Source organism: Aquabacterium sp. NJ1, assembly GCF_000768065.1.
Lineage (GTDB): Bacteria > Pseudomonadota > Gammaproteobacteria > Burkholderiales > Burkholderiaceae_C > Aquabacterium.
On record NZ_JRKM01000001.1, the window covers coordinates 347,732 to 372,521 of the forward strand.

A 24,790-nucleotide genomic window follows, 5' to 3' on the forward strand; every position below is an offset into this window, starting at 1 on the left:
GTCGGGCTCATCATGAGTCTTCCTGCCTTTGCCACGCAAGCCAGACCGTTGGCCGGCATTCCGGTCAGCGACCTGAGCACGTGTCGCGCCCTGATCATCGACACCAACCAGACCTCGCGCAGCATCCTGCGCGCGATGCTGGCTGACCTGGGCCTTCAGACCATCACGCAAGCCGCCAAGATCAACGACGCGCGGCGGGCGCTGGAGACGCAGGCCTACGACGTCGTGCTGTGCGACTACCACTTCGACGACAGCAAGATGACGGGCTCGGACCTGCTGGACGACCTGCGTCGCGCCCAGCTCCTGCCCTACTCCACCGTGTTCGTGATGATCACGGGCGAAGCGTCGTATGTGAAGGTGGCCGAAGCGGCCGAGTCCGCGCTGGACAGCTACCTGCTCAAGCCACACACCTCCAATGCATTGGCCCAACGCCTGCACATGGCGCGCCACCGCAAGGTCGTACTGGGCAGCATCTTCGAGGCCATCGAGCGCGAAGAATTCAGCATTGCCGCCGAGCTGTGCCTGCAGCGCTTTGCCAATCGTGGCGAGTACTGGGTGTATGCCGCCCGCATTGGGGGCGAGCTGCTGCTGCGCCTGGGCCGCCATGAAGAAGCCCGCAAGCTGTTTCAGGCCATCGACGAGACCAAGGCCCTGCCCTGGGCCCGGCTGGGCATTGCCCGCGCCCAGCTCGATGGTGGCCACGCCCTGCCCGCGCGCCGCACGCTGGAGAGCCTGCTGTCAGAGAACCCGACCTTCGCCGATGCCTATGACGTGATGGGTCGCGCCCAGTTGCAGGCCGGCTCGTTCGACGAAGCCTACGAGACCTACCAGCACGCCGCGGAGATCACCCCATCGTCCATCAGCCGCCTGCAGAAGGTCGGCATGCTGGCCTACTACCTGGGCCGCAATGACGAGGCGGCCCGCAGCCTGGAGCGCGCCACCAGCCTGGGCGTGTCATCCAAGATGTTCGACTACCAGAGCCTGGTCATGCTGGCTCAGATCCGTTTCGAGCAGAAGGACTACAAGGGTGTCCAGCGATGCCTGGTCAACCTGCAGCATGCCTACGAAAAGCAGGCCAACAGCGGGCGCCTGCGCCGCATGACCGGCCTGGTCAGCGTGCTGGCCTTGATGCTGCAGCGCCAGGTGGCCGAGGTGGTGCGCCTGGTCAAGGCCATGGTGGCCGACTTCGAGATGCCCGACTTCGACTTCGAAGCCGCCGGCAACATGCTGGGCCTGCTCACCCGCTTGCGCAACAACGAGCTGGAGCTGCCCGATGCCGAACTCTGGGTTCAAAAGCTGGCATCACGTTTTTGCATCTCCAAGCCCTCGACCGACTTGCTGGCCATGTCAGTGTCGGGCTTCAAGGCTTATGGCGACCTCGTTCACGACGCTTACAAGAGCATCGTGGATCACGCGGAAAAGGCCCTGGAGCAAGCCAGAAACAGCGCACCTGGCGCTGGCGTCAAGACGCTGCTGGTGCACGGTAGCAAGACGATGAATGCCAAGCTGCTGGACCTGGCCGACATGATGCTGAACCGCTACCGCGACCAGACCAAGGACGCCCCCATCCTGACCGAGATGGTGCAGGAGATGCGGGGCAAGTTCTGCCGAGGCAGCGCCCAGGTTCAGCTCGGCGCGAACACAGGGCGCCAGGCTGGCGCGCTCAACCTGCGCAACTGACGCAACTGACGCAACTGACGCAACTGATCACGCCCACACGGGCCCTGATCACGCTGCGGCCACGCAATCCACGTAGTAGCGCACGCCACCGCCTGGCAGCTCTTCGGCCACCAGGCCGTGCACATCCGTGGCGAAGCCCGGGAAGGATGCGTTGAAGTCACGCGCGAACTTCAGGAAGTCCACGATCTTCTTGTTGAAGCGCTCACCCGGGATCAACAACGGGATGCCGGGTGGGTACGGCGTCAGCAAGGCCGTGGTGATGCGGCCCTCCAGCTTCTCGATGTCCACGCGCTCGGTCTGGCGGCGGGCGATGCAGGCGTAGGCATCCGAAGGCTTCATGGCGGGCTCCAAACCCGACAGGTACACCTCGGTGGTCAGGCGGGCGATGTCACCCTTGGCATAGGCCTCGTGCACGCTCTGGCACAGGTCCTTCAAACCCATGCGCTCGTACTTGGGGTACTTCTTGCAGAAGTCCGGCAGGATGCGCCACAGCGAGACGTTCTTGTCGTAGTCGTCCTTGAACTGCTGCAGTGCGGTCAACATCGTGTTCCAGCGGCCCTTGGTGATGCCGATGGTGAACATGATGAAGAAGGAGTACAGCCCGGTCTTCTCGACCACCACGCCGTGCTCGGCCAGGTACTTGGTGACGATGCTGGCCGGGATACCGGTCTTGGCGAACTTGCCCGACACGTCCAGGCCCGGCGTGATGATGGTGGACTTGATCGGGTCCAGCATGTTGAAGCCTTCGGCCAGGTTGCCAAAGCCATGCCACTTCTCGTTGGCCTTGAGCACCCAGTCAGAAGGCTTGCCGATGTCGTCGGCGGCGATCTTGTCCGGGCCCCAGACCTTGAACCACCAGTCCTTGCCGTACTCCTTGTCGACCTTGCGCATGGCACGGCGGAAGTCCAGCGCTTCCTTGATGCTTTCTTCCACCAGGGCGGTGCCGCCCGGCTCTTCCATCATGGCCGCGGCCACGTCGCACGACGCGATGATCGCGTACTGCGGCGAGGTGGACGTGTGCATCAGGTAGGCCTCGTTGAAGAGGTTGCGGTCCAGCTTGACGTTCTGCGAATCCTGCACCAGCACGTGCGAGGCCTGCGAGATGCCGGCCAGCAGCTTGTGGATGGACTGGGTGGAGTACACCACGGCCTCCTTGGGGCGTGGGCGGCCCTTGCCCATGGCGTGGTACATGCCATAGAACTTGTGGAAGGCGGCGTGTGGCAGCCAGGCTTCGTCGAAGTGCAGGTTGTCGATCCAGCCGTCCAGCGTGGCCTTGATGGCCTCGGTGTTGTAGAGCACGCCGTCATACGTGCTCTGCGTGAGCGTCATGATGCGCGGCTTGGCCTTCTTCGGGTCCACGCCCTTGAGCAGCGGGTTGGCAGCGATCTTCTTGCGGATGGTGGCCGGCTCGAACTCGCTCTTGGGGATGGGGCCGATGATGCCGTAGTGGTTGCGCGTGGGCGTCATGAACACGGGGATGGCCCCGGTCATGATGATGCTGTGCAGGATGGACTTGTGGCAGTTGCGGTCCACCACCACGATGTCGCCGGGCGCCACGGTGTGGTGCCACACCATCTTGTTGGACGTGGACGTGCCGTTGGTGACGAAGAAGCAATGGTCGGCGCTGAAGATGCGTGCGGCGTTCTTCTCGGACTCATACACCGGGCCGGTGTGGTCCAGCAACTGGCCGAGTTCTTCCACGGCATTGCACACGTCAGCGCGCAGCATGTTCTCGCCATAGAACTGGTGGAACATCTGGCCCACCGGGCTCTTGAGGAAAGCCACACCACCGGAGTGGCCTGGGCAGTGCCAGGAATAAGAGCCATCCTGGGCGTAGTCCATCAGCGCCTTGAAGAAAGGCGGCGGCAGCGCATCAAGGTAGCTCTTGGCTTCACGGATGATGTGGCGCGCCACGAACTCGGGCGTGTCCTCGAACATGTGGATGAAGCCGTGCAGTTCGCGCAGGATGTCGTTGGGCAGGTGCTCGGAAGTGCGCGTTTCGCCATACAGGTAGATGGGAATATCGGCGTTCTTGAAGCGGATCTGCTCGATGAACTTGCGCAGGTTCAGCACGGCGGGATCCAGCTCGGGGCCAGGCGTGAACTCCTCGTCGTCGATCGACAGGATGAAGGCGCTGGCGCGGCTTTGCTGCTGCGCGAACTGGGCCAGATCACCGTAACTGGTCACGCCCAGGACTTCGAAACCCTCTTTTTCGATGGCCTCGGCCAGCGCCCGGATGCCAAGACCGGAGGTGTTTTCGGAGCGGAAATCTTCGTCGATGATGACGATGGGGAAATGGAAACGCAGCATGGCCGGAAACCCTTGAGGTGCGAGGCGGACTCGGAAATAGGCAGAAATCAAAAAGTCCGCGCAGTTTAGGGGTTATCAAGGCCCATTTGTTTGATCCGGAGAACAAGTTTTCCGGGGAAACCCGCCAGGGCTGTTCACAGGGTGGCATACGGACTTAAACTAGTGCCCCGAAAGGGGTGAACGCGGCATGAGCGAGTCGACTCTTTGGTGGATCGTGGCAGGTTTCTTTGTCAGCCTGGAGATGCTGACGAGTTCGTTTTACCTCCTGATCCTGGCGTTTGGCGCCGCGGCAGCGGCCTTGTGTGCCTTGGCGCACCTGCCTCAGGATGTGCAATTGCTCGTCGCTGCGGCCGTTGGCGGCGGCGGCGTGATGGCGTGGCACCGCCACCTGCTCAAGCGGGGGCCCATCGACACCGAGGGCTACACGACGACCGGTCTGGGCCATCTGGATCTGGGGGAAGAAGTGAGCGTGGCAGGCTGGGCCCCCGATGGCACGGCCGAAGTGCTTTATCGCGGCAGTGCCTGGCTGGCGCGCCACCATGGCCCCCACGTACCGCAGACCGGCGTGCATCGCATCCGCGCCATTGAAAGCTGCTACCTGGTGCTGGAGCCCATTTGAGGCTCAGCAAGCGCCCTTCACCCGCCGAGGCCAGCACATGAGCGTCGAACTGACCTCGGGGCGCAATGTCTTGGGAGGGCCCTTGCGGGCCTGCTCGTTTGACCCCCTCACAGGTTTCTTCCGTGATGGTTGCTGCCGCACCCGCGGCGAGGACGAAGGCCAGCACGTGATCTGCGCCCGCGTCACCCAGGAATTCCTGAGCTACTCACTGAGCCAGGGCAACGACCTCATCACGCCACGGCCTGAATGGCGCTTTTCCGGCTTGAAACCGGGCGACCGCTGGTGCATCTGTGCGACGCGCTGGATGCAGGCCTGGCAAGCCGGCGTCGCCCCGCCCGTGGTGCTGGACTGCACGCACGAGAAGGCACTGGAAGTGGTGCCACTGGAGGTGCTGCAGGCCTACGCCTACCAGCCCGTCAGGCCCGACAACGCCTGATCAGGTTCAGGGCAACAGCCGCAGCCTCAGTCGTCGGCTTGCGCGTCCAGCTCGGGGAACAGCACGGACGTATAGCCAAACAGCCTGAAATCGCACACCCGCATGGGGTAGAGCTTGCCGATCAGGTGGTCGCACTCGTGTTGCACCACGCGGGCGTGAAAGCCCTCAGCCTCGCGCTCGATGCGGCGGCCGTACTGGTCGAACCCGGTGTAGCGGATGCGCGCAAAACGAGGCACCACGCCGCGCAAACCAGGCACGGAGAGGCAGCCCTCCCAGCCGGCCTCTTCCTCGTCGGACAAGGGCGTGATGACGGGGTTGATCAGCACCGTTTCCGGCACGGGTGGCGCATCCGGGTAGCGTTGACTGCGGCCAAAGCCGAAGATCACCACGGCCAGATCAACGCCGATCTGGGGCGCGGCCAGCCCCGCCCCCTGTGCGGCGGCCATCGTGTCCTTGAGGTCCGCGATCAGGTCGTGCAGGTCGGATGTGTCGAAGGCTTCAACGGGCCTGGCGACCTTCAGCAGCCTGGGGTCGCCCATTTTCAGGATCTCGCAGATGGCCATGGTCTCGTCCTCCAGCCGGGCTTTCCGTATTCAGTTCTGGTCTGCCTGGCTCGGCGTGCCTGCAGCATCGGCGGGGTCTGCAGGGGCTGGCGAATCGGCCGAATCCGCGCCGGGGGCCAGCAAGGCCAGCAAGCCAGCCTCGTCCAGCACAGGCACGCCCAGGCTCTGGGCCTTTTCCAGCTTGCTGCCGGCCTCTTCGCCGGCGATGACGTAGTGCGTCTTCTTGGACACGGAGCCGGCCACCTTGCCACCAGCCGCTTCGATCATGGCCTTCGCATCCTCGCGAGACAAGGTGGGCAGCGTACCTGTGAGCACCAGCGTCTTGCCGGACAGCGGCAGCGAGGCGGCATCGGCCTCCGCCGAAGGCTCGTGCTCGGGCCAGGTGACGCCGGCTGCGCGCAGTTGCTCGACCACCTCGCGGTTATGGGCTTGATCAAAGAATGTGCGGATGCTCTGTGCGACCACGGGCCCGACATCGCGCACCGTGAGCAGTTGGTCGACGCTGGCATCCATGATGCGATCGATGCCGCCAAAGTGCCGCGCCAGGTCCTTCGCCGTGGCTTCGCCCACGTGGCGGATGCCCAGGCCAAAGAGGAAGCGGGGCAGCGTGGTGGTCTTGCTCTTTTCAAGTGCGTTGACGATGTTCTGCGCGCTCTTGTCGGCCATGCGGTCGAGCGCGGCCAGCTTGGCCAGGCCCAGCTTGTAGAGCTCGGGCAAGGTGCGCACCAGGCCGCTGTCGACCAGTTGGTCCACCAGCTTGTCACCCAGGCCTTCGATCTCCACGGCGCGGCGCTGGGCGAAGTGCAGCAGCGCCTGCTTGCGTTGGGCCGCGCAGAACAGGCCACCTGTGCAACGGTGATCCACCTCACCGCGCTCGCGCACCACGGTGCTGCCGCACACAGGGCAGTGAGCTGGCATGCGGAAGTTGGGCACGTAGCTGGCGCGCGCTTCGCCCACGACGCCCACCACTTCAGGGATGACGTCCCCCGCGCGGCGCACGATGACCGTGTCCCCTACCCTGACGCGCTTGCGACGCAGCTCGAACAAGTTGTGCAAGGTGGCGTTGGTGACGGTGACCCCGCCCACGAACACCGGCTTGAGGCGGGCCACGGGCGTGAGCTTGCCGGTGCGGCCGACCTGGATGTCGATGCCCTCGACCTGCGTGAGCTGCTCTTGCGCGGGGTACTTGTGTGCCACGGCCCAACGGGGCTCGCGGGTCACGAAGCCCAGGCGCTCTTGCAACTCTCGGCTGTTGACCTTGTAGACCACGCCATCAATGTCAAAGGGCAACTGGTCGCGGCGCTGGCCAATGGCTTGATGAAAGGCCACCAGGCCATTCGGGCCGGAAGCGCCCTGGGCCACCGTGCGCTCTGCGCAAACAGGCAAGCCCATGTCACGCAAGGCATCCAGCAGGCCACTGTGTGTGGGTGGCACGTCCCAGCCTTTGACCTCGCCCAGGCCGTAGGCAAAGAAGCTCAAGGGGCGCCTGGCAGCGATGCCGGGATCCAGCTGGCGCACGGCACCAGCCGCGGCATTGCGCGGGTTCACGAAGGTCTTATCGCCCTGTTGGCGCTGCCGCTCGTTGAGCGCCTCGAAGTCGTCACGGCGCATGTAGACCTCACCGCGGACTTCCAGCACCTCGGGCGCAGCGCCTGCCACCTTGAGCTTGAGCGGGATCTGGCCAATGGTGCGGATGTTCTGGGTGACATCCTCGCCCTGCTCTCCATCACCGCGCGTGGCGGCCTGCACGAGCACACCACTTTCGTAGCGCAAGTTGATGGCCAGGCCGTCGAACTTCAGCTCTGCCGCGTATTCCACCTGGGGTGCGTCTTCTGGCAGGCCCAGTTCGCGGCGCACTCGGGCGTCGAAGGCCTCGGCGCCGCTGGCTTGCGTGTCCGTCTCGGTGCGGATCGACAGCATGGGCACGGCATGCCGAACCGGCATGAAGCCATCGAGCACCTTGCCCAGCACGCGTTGCGTAGGTGAGTCCGGTGTGCGCAATTCCGGGTGTGCCGCTTCCAGCGCTTGCAGGGCCTGGAACAGGCGGTCGTACTCGGCGTCAGGGATCTGCGGGTCGTCCAGCACGTAGTAGCGGTGTGCATGGAAATGCAGCTGCTCGCGCAGGTTCGCGGCCTGTTGCGCAGGCGACGCCGCATCCGGCGTGCCGCTGGCTGGCGCGCCAAACAGATCAGACTGGCTCATGCCGAACTCCGCTTTCAGCTGAACAGGCGACGCGTAGATGGGGCGCCGGCCGCGAGGTCACGCGCAGCCAGGGCTTCATAGAGTTTGCCCAGTTCACCCTCGATGGAGGCAAAGGCCGCCGTGGTAAAGGGGTGTCCCTGGTCATCGGCCATCGTGGCATCCATGGCCATGGCCAGCGCCTCGCCGGCCGCGCACCAGGCCTTGAAGGGCTGCTGCTCCACGGCCGTTTGTGGCACGTCGAACGACAGCACCAGCTCGCGCAAGGTAGCCTGTTCCTGATCCTCCGCGAATGCGGCCTGGGCATCGAAATGCAGCGTCAGGATCGGTGGCGCCCCCTCTTCGGGCGAAGGCAGCACCAGGCGGCCCGGCAAGGCACCTGGCAGGAAGCCATGGCGCGAGGCCTGCTGGGTCACATAGCCCAGCGACCAGGCGCTGCCACGTGCGTGCAGGCGCAAGGCCAGTTGCGCATCGTGCGCACCCGCGAAGGCATCCAGCTCCTTGGCGCGCGCCACCACATCCAGCATGTCGGGCGCCTCGACCGAAGCACCGAGGGCATCGGCCATGGCCTGGATCTTCTGCACGAACTCGGAGTATTCGATCTCGTTGAGGCCGCCGGTGCGGTTGGCCAGCAGCACGCCTGCCTGCAGTTCGCTGTAGGTCACGCCAGCTTGCGGTTGCTCCCACTCGCCACAATCGGTGCGCAGCCCTTCGATCAGCATGGGCTTGCTGCCCGCGCGGCGCGTGGTGGGCACGTGCAGCAGGATGTGATCGCCGCTCATGGGCGCCTCGATGCTGATGGTGACGATGGCATCCACCAGGGCATCGAGCTTCGGCCCCGTGCGCTTCACGGGGGGCATGCTGGGCTTGCTCGCTGCGCCGGGCACCTCATCCATGGGCTGCGTGGGGATGTCGTCCATCGCGCTGTGTGAAGCCGCGTCACCAGGGCGAGCGGCGCCATCCATGGGCTCCAGCGTGGCACGCTTGGGTTGCCGCGCGGCGGCCTTGCGGGCCGTCCAGGCGCCGTGCGCGACCACGGCGGCCAGCACACCACCGCCGAGGATGGCCAGGTACAGGGTCAGGGAATTGCTCATGTTTGTGTTGTTCCTCAAGCGGCCTGGGCCATGCCCAGTGCGGCTTCCATGTCCACCGCCACGATGCGGGACACGCCTTGTTCCTGCATGGTCACGCCAATCAGTTGCTCGGCCATCTCCATGGCGATCTTGTTGTGGGAGATGAACAGGAACTGGGTGCCGCTGGACATGCTCTTGACCAGTCGGGCGTAGCGCTCGGTGTTGGCGTCGTCCAGCGGCGCGTCCACTTCGTCGAGCAGGCAGAACGGGGCGGGGTTGAGTTGGAAAATGGCGAACACCAGCGCGATCGCGGTCAGGGCCTTTTCACCACCGGACAGCAAGTGGATGGTGCTGTTTTTCTTGCCTGGTGGGTGGGCCATGACCTGCACGCCTGCGTCCAGGATTTCGTCGCCCGTCATGACGAGCTTGGCCGTGCCCCCACCAAACAGGCTGGGGAACATGCGGCCAAAGTGCTCGTTGACGGTATTGAAGGTGCTACCCAGCAGATCGCGTGTTTCCAGGTCGATCTTGTAGATGGCGTCTTCCAGGGTCTTGATGGCGTCCATCAGGTCGGCCATCTGCGAATCGAGGAAGGTCTTGCGCTCGCAGGCAGCGGTGAGTTCATCCAGCGCAGCCAGGTTGACGGCGCCCAGGGCATTGATCTCGCGCTGAATGCGGTCGATCTCGGTCTGCAGGCCGTAGAGCTTGACGCCATCGCGCTCGATGCCGGCGGCCAGGGCCTCCAGATCGACCTCGGCGGCGGTCAGTTGCTCCAGGAACTGCGCGCCGCCCAGCGTGGCGGCCTGCTGCTCCAGTTGCAGCTTGGTGATCTCGTCGCGCAAAGGTTGCAGGCTGCGCTCGAAGGCCATGCGTTGCTCATCCGCACGACGTAACTGAGCCGACAGATCCTCGTAGCGGTTGCGCGTCTGCAGCAGCAAGCCCTCTTTTTCCAGCTTGACCGCCAAGGCGTCGTCCAAACCGGTTTGCGCCGTGGTGTCGCTCAGGCGGGCGTGCTCTTCCTGCAGTTGTGCGGCCGATGTCTGGTTGGCCTGGATCTGCTGGGATGCGGTTTCGATGCCGCGCTGCAACTCGCCACGGCGTGCGGCCATGCTGCGCGCGCTAAACTGGGCTTCCTGCGCCTGGCGCTCCAGGGCACGTGATTGCTCGCGGGCCTGGTTGAGCTTGCGCTCGGCCTCGATCACGGCCTCTTCCAGCTGGGCGTGCTTCTCTTGCGCCTCGCCCAGGCTGATGTCCAGCTCTTCGAAACGGGCTTCACCCGTGGCGCGGCGCTCTTGCAGGTCGCCCAGTTGCGCATCGATTTCAGCCAGTTCTTCCTCGATCTGGCCGCGCCGGGCATTGGTCTGCTCGGCCTGTTGCGTGAGGCGCAGCACCTCGACTTGCAACTGGTGCGTGCGCTGCTGGATCTCGCTGGTATCGCGGCGTGCTGTGGCCAGGCGCTGGGCGCCATCGGTGTAGGCGGCCTCGGCACGGATCATGGCGGCACGTGCATCTTCGGCGATCAAGGCCTGGGCACGCACCTGCTTTTCGAGGTTCTCGATCTCCTGCGCACGCGCCAGCATGCCGGCCTGTTCCGAATCAGGCGCGTAGAAGCTCACCGCGAACTGGCTGACCGTGTGCCCCGCCTTGGTCATGATGACCTCGCCGTGCGTCAGCTTGCTGCGATTGGCCAGTGCCTCTTCCAGGTTGGCGGCGGTGTAGACGCCTTCCAGCCAGTCATTCATCAAGGCCTTGAGGCCCTGGTCGTTCAGGCGCAGCAGATCCGACAGACGAGGCAGCGTCGTGTGGGTGTTCTGGATGCCGGCTTGAGGCAGGCTGTAGAAGGCGAGCTTGGCCGGCGGCGCGTCGTTCTCGAAGGCGCGCACGGTTTCGACGCGGCCCACCTCCAGCGCGGACAGGCGCTCGCGCAAGGCCGATTCCAGCGCGTTTTCCCAGCCCGTCTCGATGTGCACGCGCGTCCACAGGCCTTGCAGGCTGTCCAGCCCATGCTTGGCCAGCCAGGGCTTGAGCTTGCCTTCGGTCTGCACCTTTTCCTGCAGGGCGCGCAGTGCCTCCAGCTTCGCGACCAGCTCGGCCTGTTTGGCCGATTGGGCAGCGCTGTCGTTGTGCGCGGCCTTGCGGGTTTCGTCCAGCACGGGCACGGTTTCGGTCAGCTCGCCCAGCTGGGCTTCAAACACGGCCAGCTCTTCCTGCCCGGCTTCCAGCTGGCGGCGCAGGTCGATCAGGCGGGCGTCATCACTGGCAGCCAGCCCTTGGCGTTCGGTGGCCAGGCGCTCGCGGCGCAGGTTCAACTGGCGCGACTGGTCATCGATGTTGCGCGACTCGGCGGCCAGCAACTGGATCTGCTGCTGCACCTGGCCGGCCACACCGCGCTGCTCGTTGGCACGGGTGGTCGCCGCGCGAACAGCATCTTCAAATGCCGGGATGTTGCCGGCCAGCTCTTCAGCCTGGGCCGCCAGGATCTCGGCCTGTTCTTCGGCCGCCATCATCTTCTCGGCCAGTTCTTCCAGCTCGAACTCGGCGGCGGCCTTGCGCTCGGCCCACTGGTCGTTCTGGCCCTTCAATTCGGCCAGACGCTGCTCGACGCGCTGGCGCCCTTCCACCACGTAGCGAATGCGTTCTTCCAGCCGGCTGACCTCCAGATTGGCCTCGGCCAGCACACCTTGCGCGGCATGCAGTTCGTCGCTCACCGCGTAATGGTCCTGGCGCACATGCTCCAGTTCGGCCTCCACGGCGCGCAGCTCGGCCATGCGGCCTTCCAGCGCATTGGTCGCCTCCAGCACGGCTTGCTTGATGCGTGTTTCTTCTGTCGCGGCATCGCGGTGCTTGAGGAACCACAGCTGATGCAGCTTCAGCGTGCCCTGCTCCTGCAGGCCGTGGTAACGCGTGGCCACCTCGGCCTGCTTTTCCAGCTTGTCGAGGTTGTTGTTGAGCTCGCGCAGGATGTCTTCCACGCGGGTCAGGTTCTCGCGTGTGTCCTTGAGGCGGTTCTCGGTCTCGCGGCGGCGCTCCTTGTACTTGGAGACACCCGCGGCCTCTTCCAGAAACAGGCGCAGTTCTTCAGGCTTGGACTCGATGATCCGGCTGATGGTGCCCTGGCCGATGATGGCGTAGGCGCGCGGGCCCAGGCCGGTGCCCAGGAACACGTCCTGCACGTCGCGGCGACGCACCGGCTGGTTGTTGATGAAATAGCTGGAGTTGCCGTCGCGGGTCAGCACGCGTTTGACGGCGATTTCGGCGAACTGGTTCCACTGGCCACCGGCGCGCGCGTCTTCGTTGCTGAACACGAGCTCCACGCTGGCGCGGCTGGCCGGCTTGCGGTTGCCCGAGCCGTTGAAGATCACGTCCTGCATGGACTCGCCACGCAACTCGGACGCCTTGGACTCACCCAGCACCCAGCGCACCGCGTCCATGATGTTGGATTTGCCGCACCCGTTCGGCCCCACCACACCAACCAATTGCCCAGGCAGCTGGAAGTGGGTGTGTTCGGCGAATGACTTGAAGCCAGACAGCTTGATCGAATTCAGTCGCATGCTTGATGTCGGCCCGGGACTCGCGCCTCCGAAAAACCCGCTAAGTCATTGATTTGTTTGACAAAACCCGTACCAAAACAGGCCAGGATCAGCCAAAGATGATAACATCGCACTTTTGCCGATTTCCCCTTACCGATAAGTAGCCCGCCATGGCCAAGAAAGCCCCTGCTGCCCCTGCCGCTGACACCCCCGCCAGCACCAAGGCCAAGCCTGTCAACAAGACCGCCACCAAGGCTGGCAGCAAGGCCAGTGCCCTGGCGGTGGGCGAGCGCGCCAAGCCGGCCACGCCCCCCTCGACGCCCTCTCGTTCGCTGGATGTCTTCCCCAACCCAGCCCCCGAGCGCGACTACGTCATCCAGTTCCAGGTGCCCGAGTTCACCTGCTTCTGCCCGCTGACCGGCCAGCCTGACTTCGCCCACTTCACCATCGACTGCATCGCCGACAAGCTGTGCATCGAACTCAAGAGCCTGAAGATGTACATGTGGAGCTACCGCAATGACGGCGCCTTCCACGAAAAGGTCACCAACGACATCCTCACGGACATGGTGAAGGCCATCAACCCGCGTTACCTGCGCATCACGGCCAAGTGGTACGTGCGTGGCGGCATCTACACCAATGTCGTGGTCGAGCACCGCAAGAAGGGCTGGAAGCCTGCCCCCCGCGTGGACCTGCCGCAGCACAACGCGGAAACCGGCCTGCTGGGCTGATCGCCTTCAGTCTGACGAGGGCTTGCCATGAGCAACCTGCCGGCATGGCTGGACTGGGCCGTGCTGCTGGCGGCCCTGACACTGGCCCTGCCCTTCAAGCCCTGGCTGCCACTGCGGCATGCCCCCTTGCAAAGCCCCTGGGTGGGCGCCATGGTGCTGCTGCCCTGGGTCTGGTGGACCGAGCACCTGCTGCCCAACGGCCTGGCCCTGCATGTCAGCGGGGCCTGCCTGCTGGTCCTGATGTTCGGCTGGCCGCTGGCCATCTGGAGCCTGCTGCCGATCGGCTTCGCAGCCAAACTCATCGAGGCCCGCGCCTGGCCCAACCCCGATGCCCTGGTCACCCACATCGTCTGGCTGGGCGTGATCCCCGCCACCCTGGCCCTGCTGCTGGGGCTGCTGGTACGCCGCTGGCTGCCCAAACACCTGTTTGTCTACATCCTGGGGCGAGGCTTCGTGGCCACGGCACTGGCGGTCACGGCCACCGGCTACCTGGCCACTTTTGCCCTGCACAAGCCCGACACCATTGACGTCGAAGAATGGATGCTGGCCCACTGGCTGCTTGGCTGGGGTGAGGCCATCAGCACCGGCATGCTCACGGCCATCTTTGTGGCCTTCAAACCCGAGTGGCTACTGACCTATTCGGACCAGCGTTACCTGCCAGGCTCACACGAGCAGCCATGATGTTTTCGGATAGCGGGAAATCCCCACCCGCTTTCTGCGGCCTGCAACCTGACACTGAGTTGACCAAAGGGTCAAGCTTTTCCACACAATGCCGATAGCCCGTGAAACCTGTCGAGCTTTGATGAACAAACCTCTCTGGCTGCAAGCGCTGTCAAATCTGTTGCTGGGCGTGGAACCGCATCGGCGTCGCCACGTCCTGCTCGTTCTGGTCACCTTGCAGCCCTACACCGTGAACCTGGGCGTGATCATGCACTCGGTTCACCTGGGGCTGCTGGACATCCGCGTCGCGCAAGAATTGACACTGGCCAGCGTGATCACCTTCCTGGCCGTTTTCGCGCTGGTGCGCTCCGGCTGGTCACAGCGCTTTGGCGACCCCGTCCTGACCTTCCCGCATGCGCTGGTGTCCATCGCCTTGTGCATGGTGGCCTACATCCAATTGGGTGAAAACCGTGCCAACGTGATGATCCTCATCGCGCAGACCATCGTCCTGGCCATGTTCCGGCTGCGCCCCATGCAAGTGCTGATGCTGGGCGTGTTCACGATCCTGTCGCTGGGCGCCAGCATCATCGGCATGACCGCCACCAACAGCCTGAACGGCAACGGTTCTTCGGTCTGGACGCACTTCGTGGTGGGCGGCTCCACCTTGCTGACCCTGTCCTTGATCGGCAAATGGGTGAGCGACATCCGCATCCGCATCGGCCGCCAGGCCCGTGAACTGCAAGAGGCTGTCGATACCGTCAAGCAAATGGCCACCACCGACATGCTCACCGGCGCACTCAACCGCCGGATGATGACCGACATGGCCGAAACCGAGTTACGGCTGATCGAGCGCACCGGGGCACCGATGTGCGTGGCCCTGATCGACATCGACCATTTCAAGCATGTCAACGACCACTTCGGCCACCATGCGGGGGATGCCGTGCTGCGGGGCGTCGCGCAGCACGCCCAAGGCCAGATCAGGCAGGTGGACAAGTTCTCGCGCTGGGGCGGCGAGGAGTTCCTGATCATGCTGCCCACCATCGCATCTGCCGAGGCCATGATCGCCATCGAGCGGCTGCGCCAAACGGTGGAGACGCTGAACTTCCCTGGTTACCCGCAGCTGAGGATCACCTTCTCGGCCGGCCTCGCGCAAGCGCTGCCGGGCGAATCGCTGGAACACCTCATCGAACGTGCCGACCAGGCGCTGTATGACGCCAAACACCAGGGGCGCAACCGCTGCGTGCTCGCAGGCGCCGAACTCAAGCCCCTGACCGCGCCTCAGGCCGTCTCCGGGGAGGCCTTGTCATGACCCAGTTCACCCCACCCGCACCCGCGCATGACCCGATCGTCGAGGCGGTTGGCCGACTGGTCAACCTGATCTTCGGCCCTGACCGCGCCACGCGCGCACGCACGGCGGCGATCTTGCTGTGCGCGATCATGTACGGCATCTGCTGCAGCGCCGCGTACTACGCCGCCGAAATCAACCTGATGCGCCCCTTCGCCCCCAAGCTGCTGTGGGCCACCAGCATGCCGGCGTACGTGCTGTTTTATTCCCTGGTGCGCTTTGGCAAGACCAAGCACCTCAAGGACCCCACCTTGATGCTGCCGCAGAACGTGTTCGCGCTGCTGGCCATCGCCTTTGCTTACACAGCCATTGCCCCGCATGACCGCGGCGTGGTGCTGGTGCTGATTGCCCTGGTGATGGTGTTTGGCATGTACACGCACACACCCAAGCAATCGGTGCAGATCGGGGTGCTGGCCATGCTGCTGCTGGGCCTGAGCATGGGCATCCTGGCCCACATCGACCCTGAGTACTACCCGCCCAAACTCGAGTTGCTTCGATTCGAATTGCTGCTGGGCACGGTACCCACGCTGATCTTCTCGGCCTACCAGATCTCTTCGTGGCGCAACCGGCTGGCGGCGCAGCGGCGGGATCTGCGCGTCGCGCTGGAGCAAGTCCAGCAAATGGCCACCCATGATGTGCTGACGGGCCTCTACAACCGCCGCTTCATGCAGGACAAGCTGGAAGATGCGGTCAAACGCTTTGACCGCTACGGTGAGCGCTTCACGGTGGTGCTGATCGACCTGGACCACTTCAAGCGCGTCAACGACCAGTACGGCCACAAGGTGGGTGACCAGGCCCTGATGGCCTTTGCCAACGCGGCGGGCATCGTGCTGCGTGAAACCGACATCATCGCGCGCTGGGGCGGCGAGGAATTCATCTTCCTGCTGCCCAATACCAACGCGGAAAAGGCCTTGATCGCCCTGGAGCGGCTGCGCCAGACCCTGGCCAACTGCACCGTGACCGACACCGTACCTAACCTGCGCGTGAAGTTCTCGGCGGGCCTGGCCGTGCACGATACGGTGACGGCCTTGAACCACACGCTGGAGCGCGCTGACAAGGCCCTCTACCAGGCCAAGAGCGAAGGCCGGGACCGCAACGTCACGGCGCCCCCGGAGAAGCCCTGAGCACCAACTTGCCCCCGCCGCCATGGCGGCAGCGCAGGGCTGGGATAATCGCGGGATGAACCCACTGCTGAAGAAACTCCAGCCCTATCCGTTCGAGCGCCTGCGCGGCCTCACGGCTGGTGTCACCCCGAACGCTGCTTACCGCCCCATCAGCCTGGGGATCGGTGAGCCCAAGCACCCTACTCCGGCCTTCATCAAGGAGGCCCTGACCGCCGCGCTGGACGGCCTGGCCAGCTACCCGGCCACCGCTGGCGAACCCGCCTTGCGCGAGGCGTGCGCCGCCTGGGTCGAGCGCCGCTACGGGCTCAAGCTGAATGCCGCCACCCAGATCCTGCCCGTCAACGGCTCGCGCGAGGCCCTGTTCGCCCTGGCCCAGACCGTGATCGACCCCAGCCAGCATCGGGATGCGGGCGGCCCGGCTGTCGTCTGCCCCAACCCGTTCTATCAGATCTACGAAGGCGCCGCCTTGCTGGCTGGCGCCCGCGTGGTGTTCGCCAACTCCGACCCGGCTCGCAACTTCGCGGCCGACTGGTCTTCCATCCCTGAATCTGTCTGGGCCACGACGCAGTTGCTGTATGTGTGCTCGCCCGGCAACCCCACCGGTGCCGTGATGCCGCTGGACGAATGGCAACGCCTCTTCGCCTTGAGCGACCGCTTCGGTTTCGTGATCGCCTCCGACGAGTGCTACTCCGAGATCTACTTCCGCGAAGGCGCCGACGCCGCACCGCTGGGCGGCCTGGAAGCCGCCGCCAAGTTGGGCCGCAACGACTTCAAGAACCTGATCGCGCTGACCAGCCTGTCCAAACGCTCGAACGTGCCCGGCCTGCGCTCCGGCTTCGTCATGGGCGACGCGGCCATCATGAAGGCCTTCCTGCTCTACCGCACCTACCACGGCAGCGCCATGAGCCCGGCCGTGCAGCGCGCCAGCGTGGCGGCCTGGAACGACGAAGCCCACGTGGTGGAAAACCGCGCGCTCTACCGCCAGAAGTTCGAACGCGTCACCCCCATCCTGGCCTCGGTCATGGATGTGGCCCTGCCCGACGCCAGCTTCTACCTCTGGGCCAAAGTGCCGAGTCACATCTGCGGCGGCAGCGACGAAACCTTCACCCGCGAGCTGCTGGCTCAATACAATGTGGCCGTTTTGCCCGGTAGCTATCTGGCGCGCGAAGCCAAGGGCGTGAACCCGGGCCAAGGCCGAATCCGCATGGCGCTGGTCGCCGGCGTCGACGAATGTGTCGAAGCTGCCGAGCGCATCAAGGCCTTCATCCAATCCCAATCCGTCTGAATTCGAGAGAACAACATGACCCAAGCTCTGCAAACCGTCATCGACAACGCCTGGGAACAGCGCACTTCGCTGTCCGCCGCCAGCGCACCCGCTGAAATCCGCGACGCCGTCAACCACATCATCGACGCCCTGGACGGCGGCAAGCTGCGCGTGGCCGAAAAGATCGACGGTGACTGGGTGACCCACCAGTGGCTCAAGAAGGCCGTGCTGCTGTCCTTCCGCCTCAACGACAACGTGCCCATGGGCGACGGCCCCCTGCAGTTCTACGACAAGGTGCCCACCAAGTACGCCGGCTGGAGCGAAGAACAGCTGCGCGCCTCGGGCGTGCGCGTGGTGCCACCCGCTGTGGCCCGCCGTGGCAGCTTCCAGGCCAAGAACGTGATCCTGATGCCCTCCTACGTGAACATCGGCGCATACGTTGACGAAGGCACCATGGTCGACACCTGGGCCACCGTGGGTTCCTGCGCCCAGATCGGCAAGAACGTGCACCTGTCCGGCGGCGTCGGCATCGGTGGCGTGCTGGAGCCCCTGCAAGCCAACCCCACCATCATCGAAGACAACTGCTTCATCGGTGCCCGCTCCGAAGTGGTGGAAGGCGTGATCGTGGAAGAGAACTCGGTGATCTCGATGGGCGTGTACATCGGCCAGTCCACCAAGATTTATGACCGCGCCACCGGCGAAGTCAGCTACGGCCGCATCCCAGCCGGTTCCGTGGTGGTGTCGGGCAACCTGCCCTCGACCGACGGCAAGTACTCGCTGTACTGCGCCGTGATCGTCAAGCGCGTGGACGCCCAGACCCGCTCCAAGACCAGCATCAACGACCTGCTGCGCGGCGCCTGATCGCAGCCGCGACCTGATCTTTCACAGCATCTGATTCAACCAGGAGCACATTGATGAGTGGTGGCAATCTCGAACGGGTCTTGCGCTTGATGGCCGAGAAGAAGGCGTCCGACGTCTTCCTGTCTGCGCGCACGCCCATCCTCATCAAGCTCCATGGCCAGATCATGCAGTTGACGGATCAGGTGCTGAGCCCGTCCCAGCCACGCCAACTGCTGTCGGAGATGATCTCTTCGACGCAAATGGAAGAGCTGGACGAGACCGGTGAATTGAACCTGGGCATCACCATCCCCGGTGTGGCCATCTTCCGCTTGAGCGCGTTCAAGCAACGTGGCTCGGTGGCGGCCGTGTTCCGCTACATCCCGTCGGACATCCCCCCGCTGGATTCGCTCAACGTGCCCGATGTGCTGGGCGACCTGATCCTGGAGAAGCGTGGCCTGATCCTGCTGGCCGGTGCCACCGGCGCCGGTAAAAGCACCACGCTGGCCGCCATGCTGGAGCACCGCAACCAGCGCATGACCGGCCACATCCTCACCATTGAAGACCCGCTGGAATTCCTGTTCACCAACAAGAAGTCCATCGTGAACCAGCGTGAAGTGGGCCGCGATACACAATCGCTGCAAGTGGGCCTGAAGAACGCGCTGCGCCAGGCACCTGATTGCATCCTGATCGGCGAAATCCGTGACCGTGAAACCATGACGGCGGCGATCTCGTACGCGCTGTCGGGCCACCTGGTGCTGTCCACCCTGCACGCCAACAACAGCTACCACGCGCTGGGCCGTATCCTGTCGTTCTACACGCCGGAAGCACGCCCTGCGCTGCTGAGCGACCTGGCCTCGGGCCTCAAGGCCATCGTGTCGCAACGTCTGTTGAAGTCGACCACAGGCGGGCGTGTGCCGGCCGTGGAAGTGCTGCTCAACACGCAACTGGTGTCCGAGATGATCGTCAAGGGCGACTTCACCGGCGTGAAGGAAGCGCTGGAGAAGTCCATGGCCGAAGGCTCGCAGAGCTACGAGCAGGACATCGCCCGCCTCATCAACGAAGGCATGGTCACGCGCGACGAAGGCCTGATCCACGCCGACTCGCCCACCAACCTCATGTGGCGCCTGCAAAACGACATGGGCAACAAGACCAAGCTCGCGCCCAAGGTTGAAGAGCAGGACGACGGCCCGTCGTTCACCGAGATCACACTGGACGTCAACAACGACGACCAGAACTTCTCGTCCACCCGTTTCTGATACCACTCATGACCGCTACCGTGCGCCTCACCGAGGCGCTGATCGCACGCCAGTCCGTCACCCCTGAAGACCACGGTTGCCAGGACCTGATGGCCGAGCGCCTGCGCGCCATCGGCTTTGAATGCCAGACCCTGGTCTACGGGCCGCAGGCCGCGCCGGTCACCAATCTGTGGGCCATCAAGCGTGGCAGCGGTCACGCCAGTGGTTCGCCCTTGCTCGTGTTTGCCGGCCATACCGACGTGGTGCCCACAGGCCCGCTGGACCAATGGACCAGCCCGCCCTTCGTGCCCAGCTACCGCGATGGCCTGCTGTATGGCCGCGGCGCCGCCGACATGAAGACCTCGCTGGCCGCCATGATCGTGGCCAGCGAAGAGTTCGTGGCAGCCCACCCCCAACACCAAGGCAGCATCGCCTTCCTGATCACCAGCGACGAAGAAGGCCCGTCTGTGGACGGCACCGTCAAGGTGTGCGAGTGGCTGCAGCAACGCGGCGAGCGCCTGGACGCCTGCATCGTGGGCGAACCCACCTCGGTCAAGCAGGTGGGCGACATGATCAAGAACGGCCGACGCGGCTCGCTCTCCGGCAAGCTGCGCATCAAGGGCGTGCAAGGCCACATCGCCTACCCGCACCTGGCCAGGAACCCGATCCACCTGGCCGCGCCGGCCCTGGCCGAGCTCACCACCATCGTCTGGGACGAGGGCAACGACCACTTCCCGCCCACCAGCTGGCAGATGTCCAACATCCATGCAGGCACGGGCGCCAACAACGTCATTCCCGGCGAACTGGTCATCGACTTCAACTTCCGCTTCTCGACCGAGTCCACACCTGAAAGCCTGCAGAGCCGCCTTGAAGACGTGCTCAAGCGCCACGGCCTGGACTTCCACATCGACTGGACGCTCGGCGGTCGCCCCTTCCTGACACGCCGCGGCCCGTTGGTTGACGCCATGGCCGAGGCCATCAAGCGCGTGACCGGCATCGACACCGAACTGTCCACCACCGGTGGCACCTCAGACGGGCGCTTCATCGCGCAGATCTGCCCGCAGGTGGTCGAGTTCGGCCCCGTCAACGCCAGCATCCACAAGATCGACGAACACGTGGCCGTGGCCGACATCGAGCCACTCAAGGACATCTACAAGCAGACGCTGGAAAGGCTGCTGGCGTGATGGGCGACACCATGACCGTCATCCAGCTGATCGAACAAAGCGCGGACCGCCTGGAGCAAGCCCAGGTGGGCTATGGCCACGGCACCACCAATGCTTTCGACGAAGCCGCCTGGCTCGTGATGTGGCGCCTGGGCCTGCCCATCGATGACCTGGACGGCGCGGCCGATCAAGCCGTGTCACCCGACCAGACCGAGCAGGTGCGCCAGCTCATCGAGGAGCGCATCACCACCCGCAAACCCGCGGCCTACCTGACGAAGCAAGCCTGGTTGCAAGGCGTGCCCTTCTATGTGGATGAGCGCGCCATCGTGCCCCGTTCCTTCATCGCCGAGCTGCTCGCCGAAGGCACCATTGATGACTGGCTCAGCGACAAGACCCGTCGTGTGCTGGACCTGTGCACCGGCAACGGCAGCCTGGCCGTGCTCGCCGCCATGGCCTACCCGGACGTGACGGTCGATGGCGCCGACATCAGCCCGGACGCCCTGGCCGTGGCCCGCATCAATGTGGACCAGCACCAGCTGGCCGATCGCATCACGCTGCTGCAAAGCGACGGTCTGCAATCGGTCAAGGGCCCGTATGACCTGATCCTGTGCAACCCGCCCTATGTGAACGCCCAGTCCATGAAGGCGCTGCCCGCCGAATACAAGGCCGAGCCCGAACTGGCCCTGGCCTCCGGCGACGATGGCATGGACTTCACCCGCCAGTTGATCGCCGACCTGCGCGCCCAACCCGATCGCTACATGACGCCCGAAGCCGTGCTCGTGCTGGAGATCGGCAACGAGCGCGAACACTTCGAGCGCGCCTTCCCCGATCTGCCTGTGTTCTGGCTGCCAACCTCGTCCGGCGACGACCAGGTGCTGCTGGTCACCCGCGAAGCCCTGCTGGCCTGAGTCCTTGCCTTAGACTGCGCACGCTCTGCGTGCCCATCAGGCGCGCCCCCGTTTTACTGATTGCCCCATGATCGTCCTCAAGAACGTCTCGCTGCTGCGCGGCACCAAGCCCGTCCTGAACCAGGCCAGCGCCACCCTGCACCCTGGCGAGAAGGTCGGCCTGATCGGGCGCAATGGCGCGGGCAAGTCCTCGCTGTTCTCGCTGCTGGCGGGCCGTCTGCACCCCGATGCCGGTGACGTCGAGATCCCACCCAGCTGGCTGCTGCCAGGCGGCATGGCCGAAGTCGCGCAGAACATGCCCGAGACGGACGACCCGGCCACCGAGTACGTGCTGCAAGGCGACACCCGCCTGATGAAGGCACTGGCCGACCTGGCTGCAGCCGAAGAAGCCGATGACGGCAATGCCATCGGCGAGGCCCATGCCACGCTGGCCGAAGTCGGTTACTTCGATGCCCCGGCTCGCGCCCAGGCCCTGCTGCTCGGCCTGGGCTTCACGCTCGAACAGACCCAGGCCCCCGTCAACAGCTTCTCGGGCGGCTGGCGCATGCGCCTGCAACTGGCCCGCGCCCTGATGTGCCCGGCCAAGCTCCTGCTGCTGGACGAACCCACCAACCACTTGGACCTGGACGCACTCGTGTGGCTGGAAGCCTGGCTGCAGCGCTATGAAGGCACCCTGCTGATCATCAGCCACGACCGCGAATTCCTGGACGCCATCACCAAGGTCACCCTGCACCTCGATGATGGCAAGCTCACCCGCTACACCGGTGGCTACACCGCTTTCGAGTCCATGCGCGCCGAACGCATGAGCCAGCAGCAAGCGGCTTTCAACAAGCAGCAAGACAAGATCGCGCACTTGTCCAAGTTCATCGCCCGCTTCAAGGCCCAGGCCAGCAAGGCCAAGCAGGCGCAAAGCCGCGTCAAGGCGCTGGAGCGCATGGAAAAGCTCGCCCCTGTGCTCACCGCCAGCGACTTCCAGTTCACCTTCCCCGAGCCGGCCAGCCTGCCCAACCCCATGCTGGCCATCAAGGACCTGGCCTGCGGTTACCACCGCGAAGGGCAAGAACCCCTGACCATCGTCTCGGGCATCAACCGCTCCGTGCTGCCCGGCCAGCGCATCGGCATCCTGGGCGCCAACGGGCAAGGCAAGTCCACCGTGGTCAAGACCCTGGCCCACATGAACAAGCCCATCAGCGGCGAGATCACCGAAGGCAAGGGCCTGAGCATCGGCTACTTCGCGCAGCAGGAGCTCGACGTGCTGCGCATGGACGAAGGCCCCATGCAGCACATGATCCGCCTGGCACGAGATGTGGGCCCCAATGCCCGCGAGCAGGAGCTGCGCGACTTCCTCGGCCGATTCCAGTTCACGGGCGACATGGTCAACCAGCCCGTCAGCCAGTTCAGCGGTGGGGAGAAGGCACGCCTGGTGCTGGCCCTGATCGTCTGGCAACGCCCTAACCTGCTGCTGCTCGACGAACCCACCAACCACCTGGACCTCACCACCCGCGAAGCCTTGAGCATGGCGCTCAACGAATTTGAAGGCAGCGTGATGCTGGTCAGCCACGATCGCGCGCTGCTGCGCGAGGTGTGCGACGAATTCTGGCTCGTGGCCAAAGGCAGCGTCAGCACCTTTGACGGCGACCTGGATGACTACCAGAAGTGGCTGCAGGAGCAAGCCAGGGAAGTGGCCCAGGCGGCCCGAGCGGCGCGTGAGGCCGACCGAAATGGCAAGACACAGCCCAAGCCGGCTGAGGCCTCTGCACAGCCCCCTGCCCCCAGCGCCCCCATACCAGCCCCTGCAACGCCCCCCGCCAAGAACAAGGAGGACCGCAAGGCCCAGGCCCAGGCACGCCAGCGCGTGGCCGAACTGACCAAACCGCTGAAGGCCGAACTCAAGCAGCTGGACCAGCGCATGGCCAAGGCCCATGAGGAGCAAGCTGCGCTCACCGACCGCCTGTCCGACCCAGGCCTGTCAGGCGCCGAACGCGCAGAGCAAGGCAAACAGCTCAAGGCCCTGGGCGAAGAGATCGAAAAGCTGGAATCCCGGTGGCTGGAGCTGACCGATCAGATCGAGCAACTCGAAGCCTGATCAGCGCCCCTGGCGGTGCTCCAGCATGTCCTGGCAACCCACGCACAGGTGCGCTTCTGGCAGCACCTCCAGACGGGACAGGCCAATCGGGTCACCGCATTCGGTGCACTGGCCGTATTCGCCGTTTTCCATGCGATCCAAGGCCTGCTTGACCGCGGCCAGTTCGGTCTGTTCATGTTGCAAAAGCGCAATGACCTCGTCATCAGCCTCGGCCGCCATGGCCCCCTCGATGCCCGCAACAAAGGTATTGGCCGTCACGGACTCTTCCGCAGCCAGGCGCGCGCGCAGCTCAACGTCCTGCGCACTCAAGGCGCGCACCTGCTCCTGCAGCCTGGCCTTGAAACGCGCCACCTGCTCGACGGTCAACTCCGGCTCAAGGGTCAACATGGGCGCTTGATTGCTTGGCATCTGGTTCTCCACAGTCGCTACTTTTTTTGAGAATAGTCAGCAAACCGGCGTCTCACCTTGCGGCATGTCAAGCCGAGCCTGCCAATGGGCGCACCGCGGGCTAACATTGCGCCATGTCATCCTTGCCCCCATGCGCTGACAGCGATGCGCTCAAGCCCGCCGCAGCCAGCCCAGACGACCTGCTCCAGCTCGACCAGCAGTTGTGCTTTGCGCTGTACTCCGCCTCCCTGGCCATGACCAAGGCCTACAAACCCATGCTGGCACCGCTGGGCCTCACCTACCCGCAGTACCTGGTGATGCTGCTGCTGTGGGAGCAAGACGAGCGCACCGTCAATGAACTCGGGCAGTTGCTGCACCTGGACTCGGGCACCTTGACCCCGCTGCTCAAGCGCATGGAGAGCCAGGGCTTGCTGACTCGTCGCCGGGACACGGAGGACGAACGCCGCGTACGGGTGGTCCTCAGTCAGGCGGGCCGAGAGCTCCGGCACAGCGCGGCCAGCGTGCCCGTGAACATGGCCTGCCAACTGCAACTCAACGGGCAGGAAATCGGCCAGTTGCGGGCACAGTTGCAAGCGCTGCGTGCGCGCCTTCTCGCAGGCACTCCCGGGCATTAACCCCC

At 64.7% G+C, this 24,790-nt stretch carries 20 protein-coding genes; 14 read left to right on the forward strand and 6 right to left on the reverse strand.

From position 1 onward, the window contains the following. Positions 1–12: 12 nt before the first annotated feature. Entirely contained in the window at positions 13–1,680 is a 1,668-nt protein-coding gene (locus JY96_RS01495; protein ID WP_081960949.1) for a response regulator, read from the forward strand. Between the two features lie 48 nt (positions 1,681–1,728). On the opposite strand, the gene JY96_RS01500 is transcribed toward JY96_RS01495, so the two are convergent. Further along, positions 1,729–3,990 (reverse strand): arginine/lysine/ornithine decarboxylase, encoded by a 2,262-nt coding sequence (locus tag JY96_RS01500; protein ID WP_035034350.1) that lies wholly within the window; start codon positions 3,988–3,990, stop codon positions 1,729–1,731. Positions 3,991–4,177: 187 nt separating this feature from the next. Between JY96_RS01500 and JY96_RS01505 the strand changes: the two genes are divergently transcribed. Together JY96_RS01505 and JY96_RS01510 are read left to right on the forward strand one after the other, a co-directional pair. Then, a complete protein-coding gene (locus JY96_RS01505) occupies positions 4,178–4,609 on the forward strand; it encodes an NfeD family protein (RefSeq protein WP_035034358.1) in 432 nt (143 codons plus the stop codon). Positions 4,610–4,646: 37 nt separating this feature from the next. Next, the gene (locus JY96_RS01510; protein WP_035034361.1) at positions 4,647–5,045 is read left to right on the forward strand and encodes a DUF2237 family protein; all 399 of its coding nucleotides are present in this window, start codon (positions 4,647–4,649) and stop codon (positions 5,043–5,045) included. 26 nt (positions 5,046–5,071) lie between these two features. Here JY96_RS01510 and def read toward each other — a convergent pair whose 3' ends face one another. The 4 genes from def to smc are packed head-to-tail and all read right to left on the reverse strand — an operon-like array spanning position 5,072 to position 12,431. After that, positions 5,072–5,608: a peptide deformylase gene (def, locus tag JY96_RS01515; protein ID WP_035034364.1), complete on the reverse strand. Its 537-nt coding sequence runs from the start codon at positions 5,606–5,608 to the stop codon at positions 5,072–5,074. Positions 5,609–5,638: 30 nt separating this feature from the next. After that, positions 5,639–7,810: an NAD-dependent DNA ligase LigA gene (ligA, locus tag JY96_RS01520; protein WP_052162026.1), complete on the reverse strand. Its 2,172-nt coding sequence runs from the start codon at positions 7,808–7,810 to the stop codon at positions 5,639–5,641. Between the two features lie 14 nt (positions 7,811–7,824). Further along, the gene (locus JY96_RS01525; RefSeq protein WP_035034366.1) at positions 7,825–8,901 is read right to left on the reverse strand and encodes a cell division protein FtsZ; all 1,077 of its coding nucleotides are present in this window, start codon (positions 8,899–8,901) and stop codon (positions 7,825–7,827) included. A gap of 14 nt (positions 8,902–8,915) precedes the next feature. After that, on the reverse strand, positions 8,916–12,431 hold the full coding sequence (gene smc / locus JY96_RS01530) for a chromosome segregation protein SMC (protein ID WP_035034369.1): 3,516 nt from the start codon (positions 12,429–12,431) through the stop codon (positions 8,916–8,918). 254 nt (positions 12,432–12,685) lie between these two features. On the opposite strand from smc, the gene queF reads away from it, so the two are divergent. The 10 genes from queF to JY96_RS01580 all read left to right on the forward strand — a co-directional run bounded on the left by queF (position 12,686) and on the right by JY96_RS01580 (position 23,763). Beyond that, positions 12,686–13,138: a preQ(1) synthase gene (gene queF / locus JY96_RS01535; protein ID WP_235334011.1), complete on the forward strand. Its 453-nt coding sequence runs from the start codon at positions 12,686–12,688 to the stop codon at positions 13,136–13,138. A 27-nt stretch (positions 13,139–13,165) separates the two neighbouring features. Beyond that, positions 13,166–13,819, forward strand: a complete 654-nt coding sequence (locus tag JY96_RS01540; RefSeq protein WP_035034370.1) for an energy-coupling factor ABC transporter permease — start codon at positions 13,166–13,168, stop codon at positions 13,817–13,819. Positions 13,820–13,940: 121 nt separating this feature from the next. Continuing rightward, positions 13,941–15,107 (forward strand): diguanylate cyclase, encoded by a 1,167-nt coding sequence (locus JY96_RS01545; protein ID WP_152606330.1) that lies wholly within the window; start codon positions 13,941–13,943, stop codon positions 15,105–15,107. Beyond that, positions 15,104–16,267: a GGDEF domain-containing protein gene (locus JY96_RS01550; RefSeq protein WP_052162027.1), complete on the forward strand. Its 1,164-nt coding sequence runs from the start codon at positions 15,104–15,106 to the stop codon at positions 16,265–16,267. The genes JY96_RS01545 and JY96_RS01550 overlap by 4 nt, the downstream gene beginning before the upstream one ends. 55 nt (positions 16,268–16,322) lie before the next feature. Next, the gene (gene dapC, locus JY96_RS01555) at positions 16,323–17,552 is read left to right on the forward strand and encodes a succinyldiaminopimelate transaminase (protein WP_035034373.1); all 1,230 of its coding nucleotides are present in this window, start codon (positions 16,323–16,325) and stop codon (positions 17,550–17,552) included. 15 nt (positions 17,553–17,567) lie between these two features. Next, positions 17,568–18,392 carry a 2,3,4,5-tetrahydropyridine-2,6-dicarboxylate N-succinyltransferase gene (dapD, locus tag JY96_RS01560; RefSeq protein ID WP_035034375.1) on the forward strand — a complete coding sequence of 275 codons (825 nt, stop codon included), beginning with the start codon at positions 17,568–17,570 and terminating at the stop codon, positions 18,390–18,392. Between the two features lie 53 nt (positions 18,393–18,445). Continuing rightward, entirely contained in the window at positions 18,446–19,627 is a 1,182-nt protein-coding gene (locus JY96_RS01565; RefSeq protein ID WP_035034378.1) for a PilT/PilU family type 4a pilus ATPase, read from the forward strand. Between the two features lie 8 nt (positions 19,628–19,635). Further along, positions 19,636–20,790 (forward strand): succinyl-diaminopimelate desuccinylase, encoded by a 1,155-nt coding sequence (dapE, locus tag JY96_RS01570; RefSeq protein ID WP_035034382.1) that lies wholly within the window; start codon positions 19,636–19,638, stop codon positions 20,788–20,790. Beyond that, entirely contained in the window at positions 20,790–21,677 is an 888-nt protein-coding gene (gene prmB / locus JY96_RS01575; RefSeq protein ID WP_035034384.1) for a 50S ribosomal protein L3 N(5)-glutamine methyltransferase, read from the forward strand. Before dapE ends, prmB begins: the two co-directional genes overlap by 1 nt. A gap of 67 nt (positions 21,678–21,744) precedes the next feature. Further along, positions 21,745–23,763, forward strand: coding sequence for an ABC-F family ATP-binding cassette domain-containing protein (locus JY96_RS01580; protein ID WP_035034388.1), 2,019 nt, complete (start codon positions 21,745–21,747; stop codon positions 23,761–23,763). Here the strand turns inward: JY96_RS01580 and JY96_RS21860 are convergent, their stop codons facing one another. Next, a complete protein-coding gene (locus JY96_RS21860; RefSeq protein ID WP_161784227.1) occupies positions 23,764–24,150 on the reverse strand; it encodes a TraR/DksA family transcriptional regulator in 387 nt (128 codons plus the stop codon). Between the two features lie 134 nt (positions 24,151–24,284). On the opposite strand from JY96_RS21860, the gene JY96_RS01590 reads away from it, so the two are divergent. Then, positions 24,285–24,785 carry a MarR family winged helix-turn-helix transcriptional regulator gene (locus JY96_RS01590; RefSeq protein WP_035034389.1) on the forward strand — a complete coding sequence of 167 codons (501 nt, stop codon included), beginning with the start codon at positions 24,285–24,287 and terminating at the stop codon, positions 24,783–24,785. Positions 24,786–24,790: the final 5 nt, after the last annotated feature.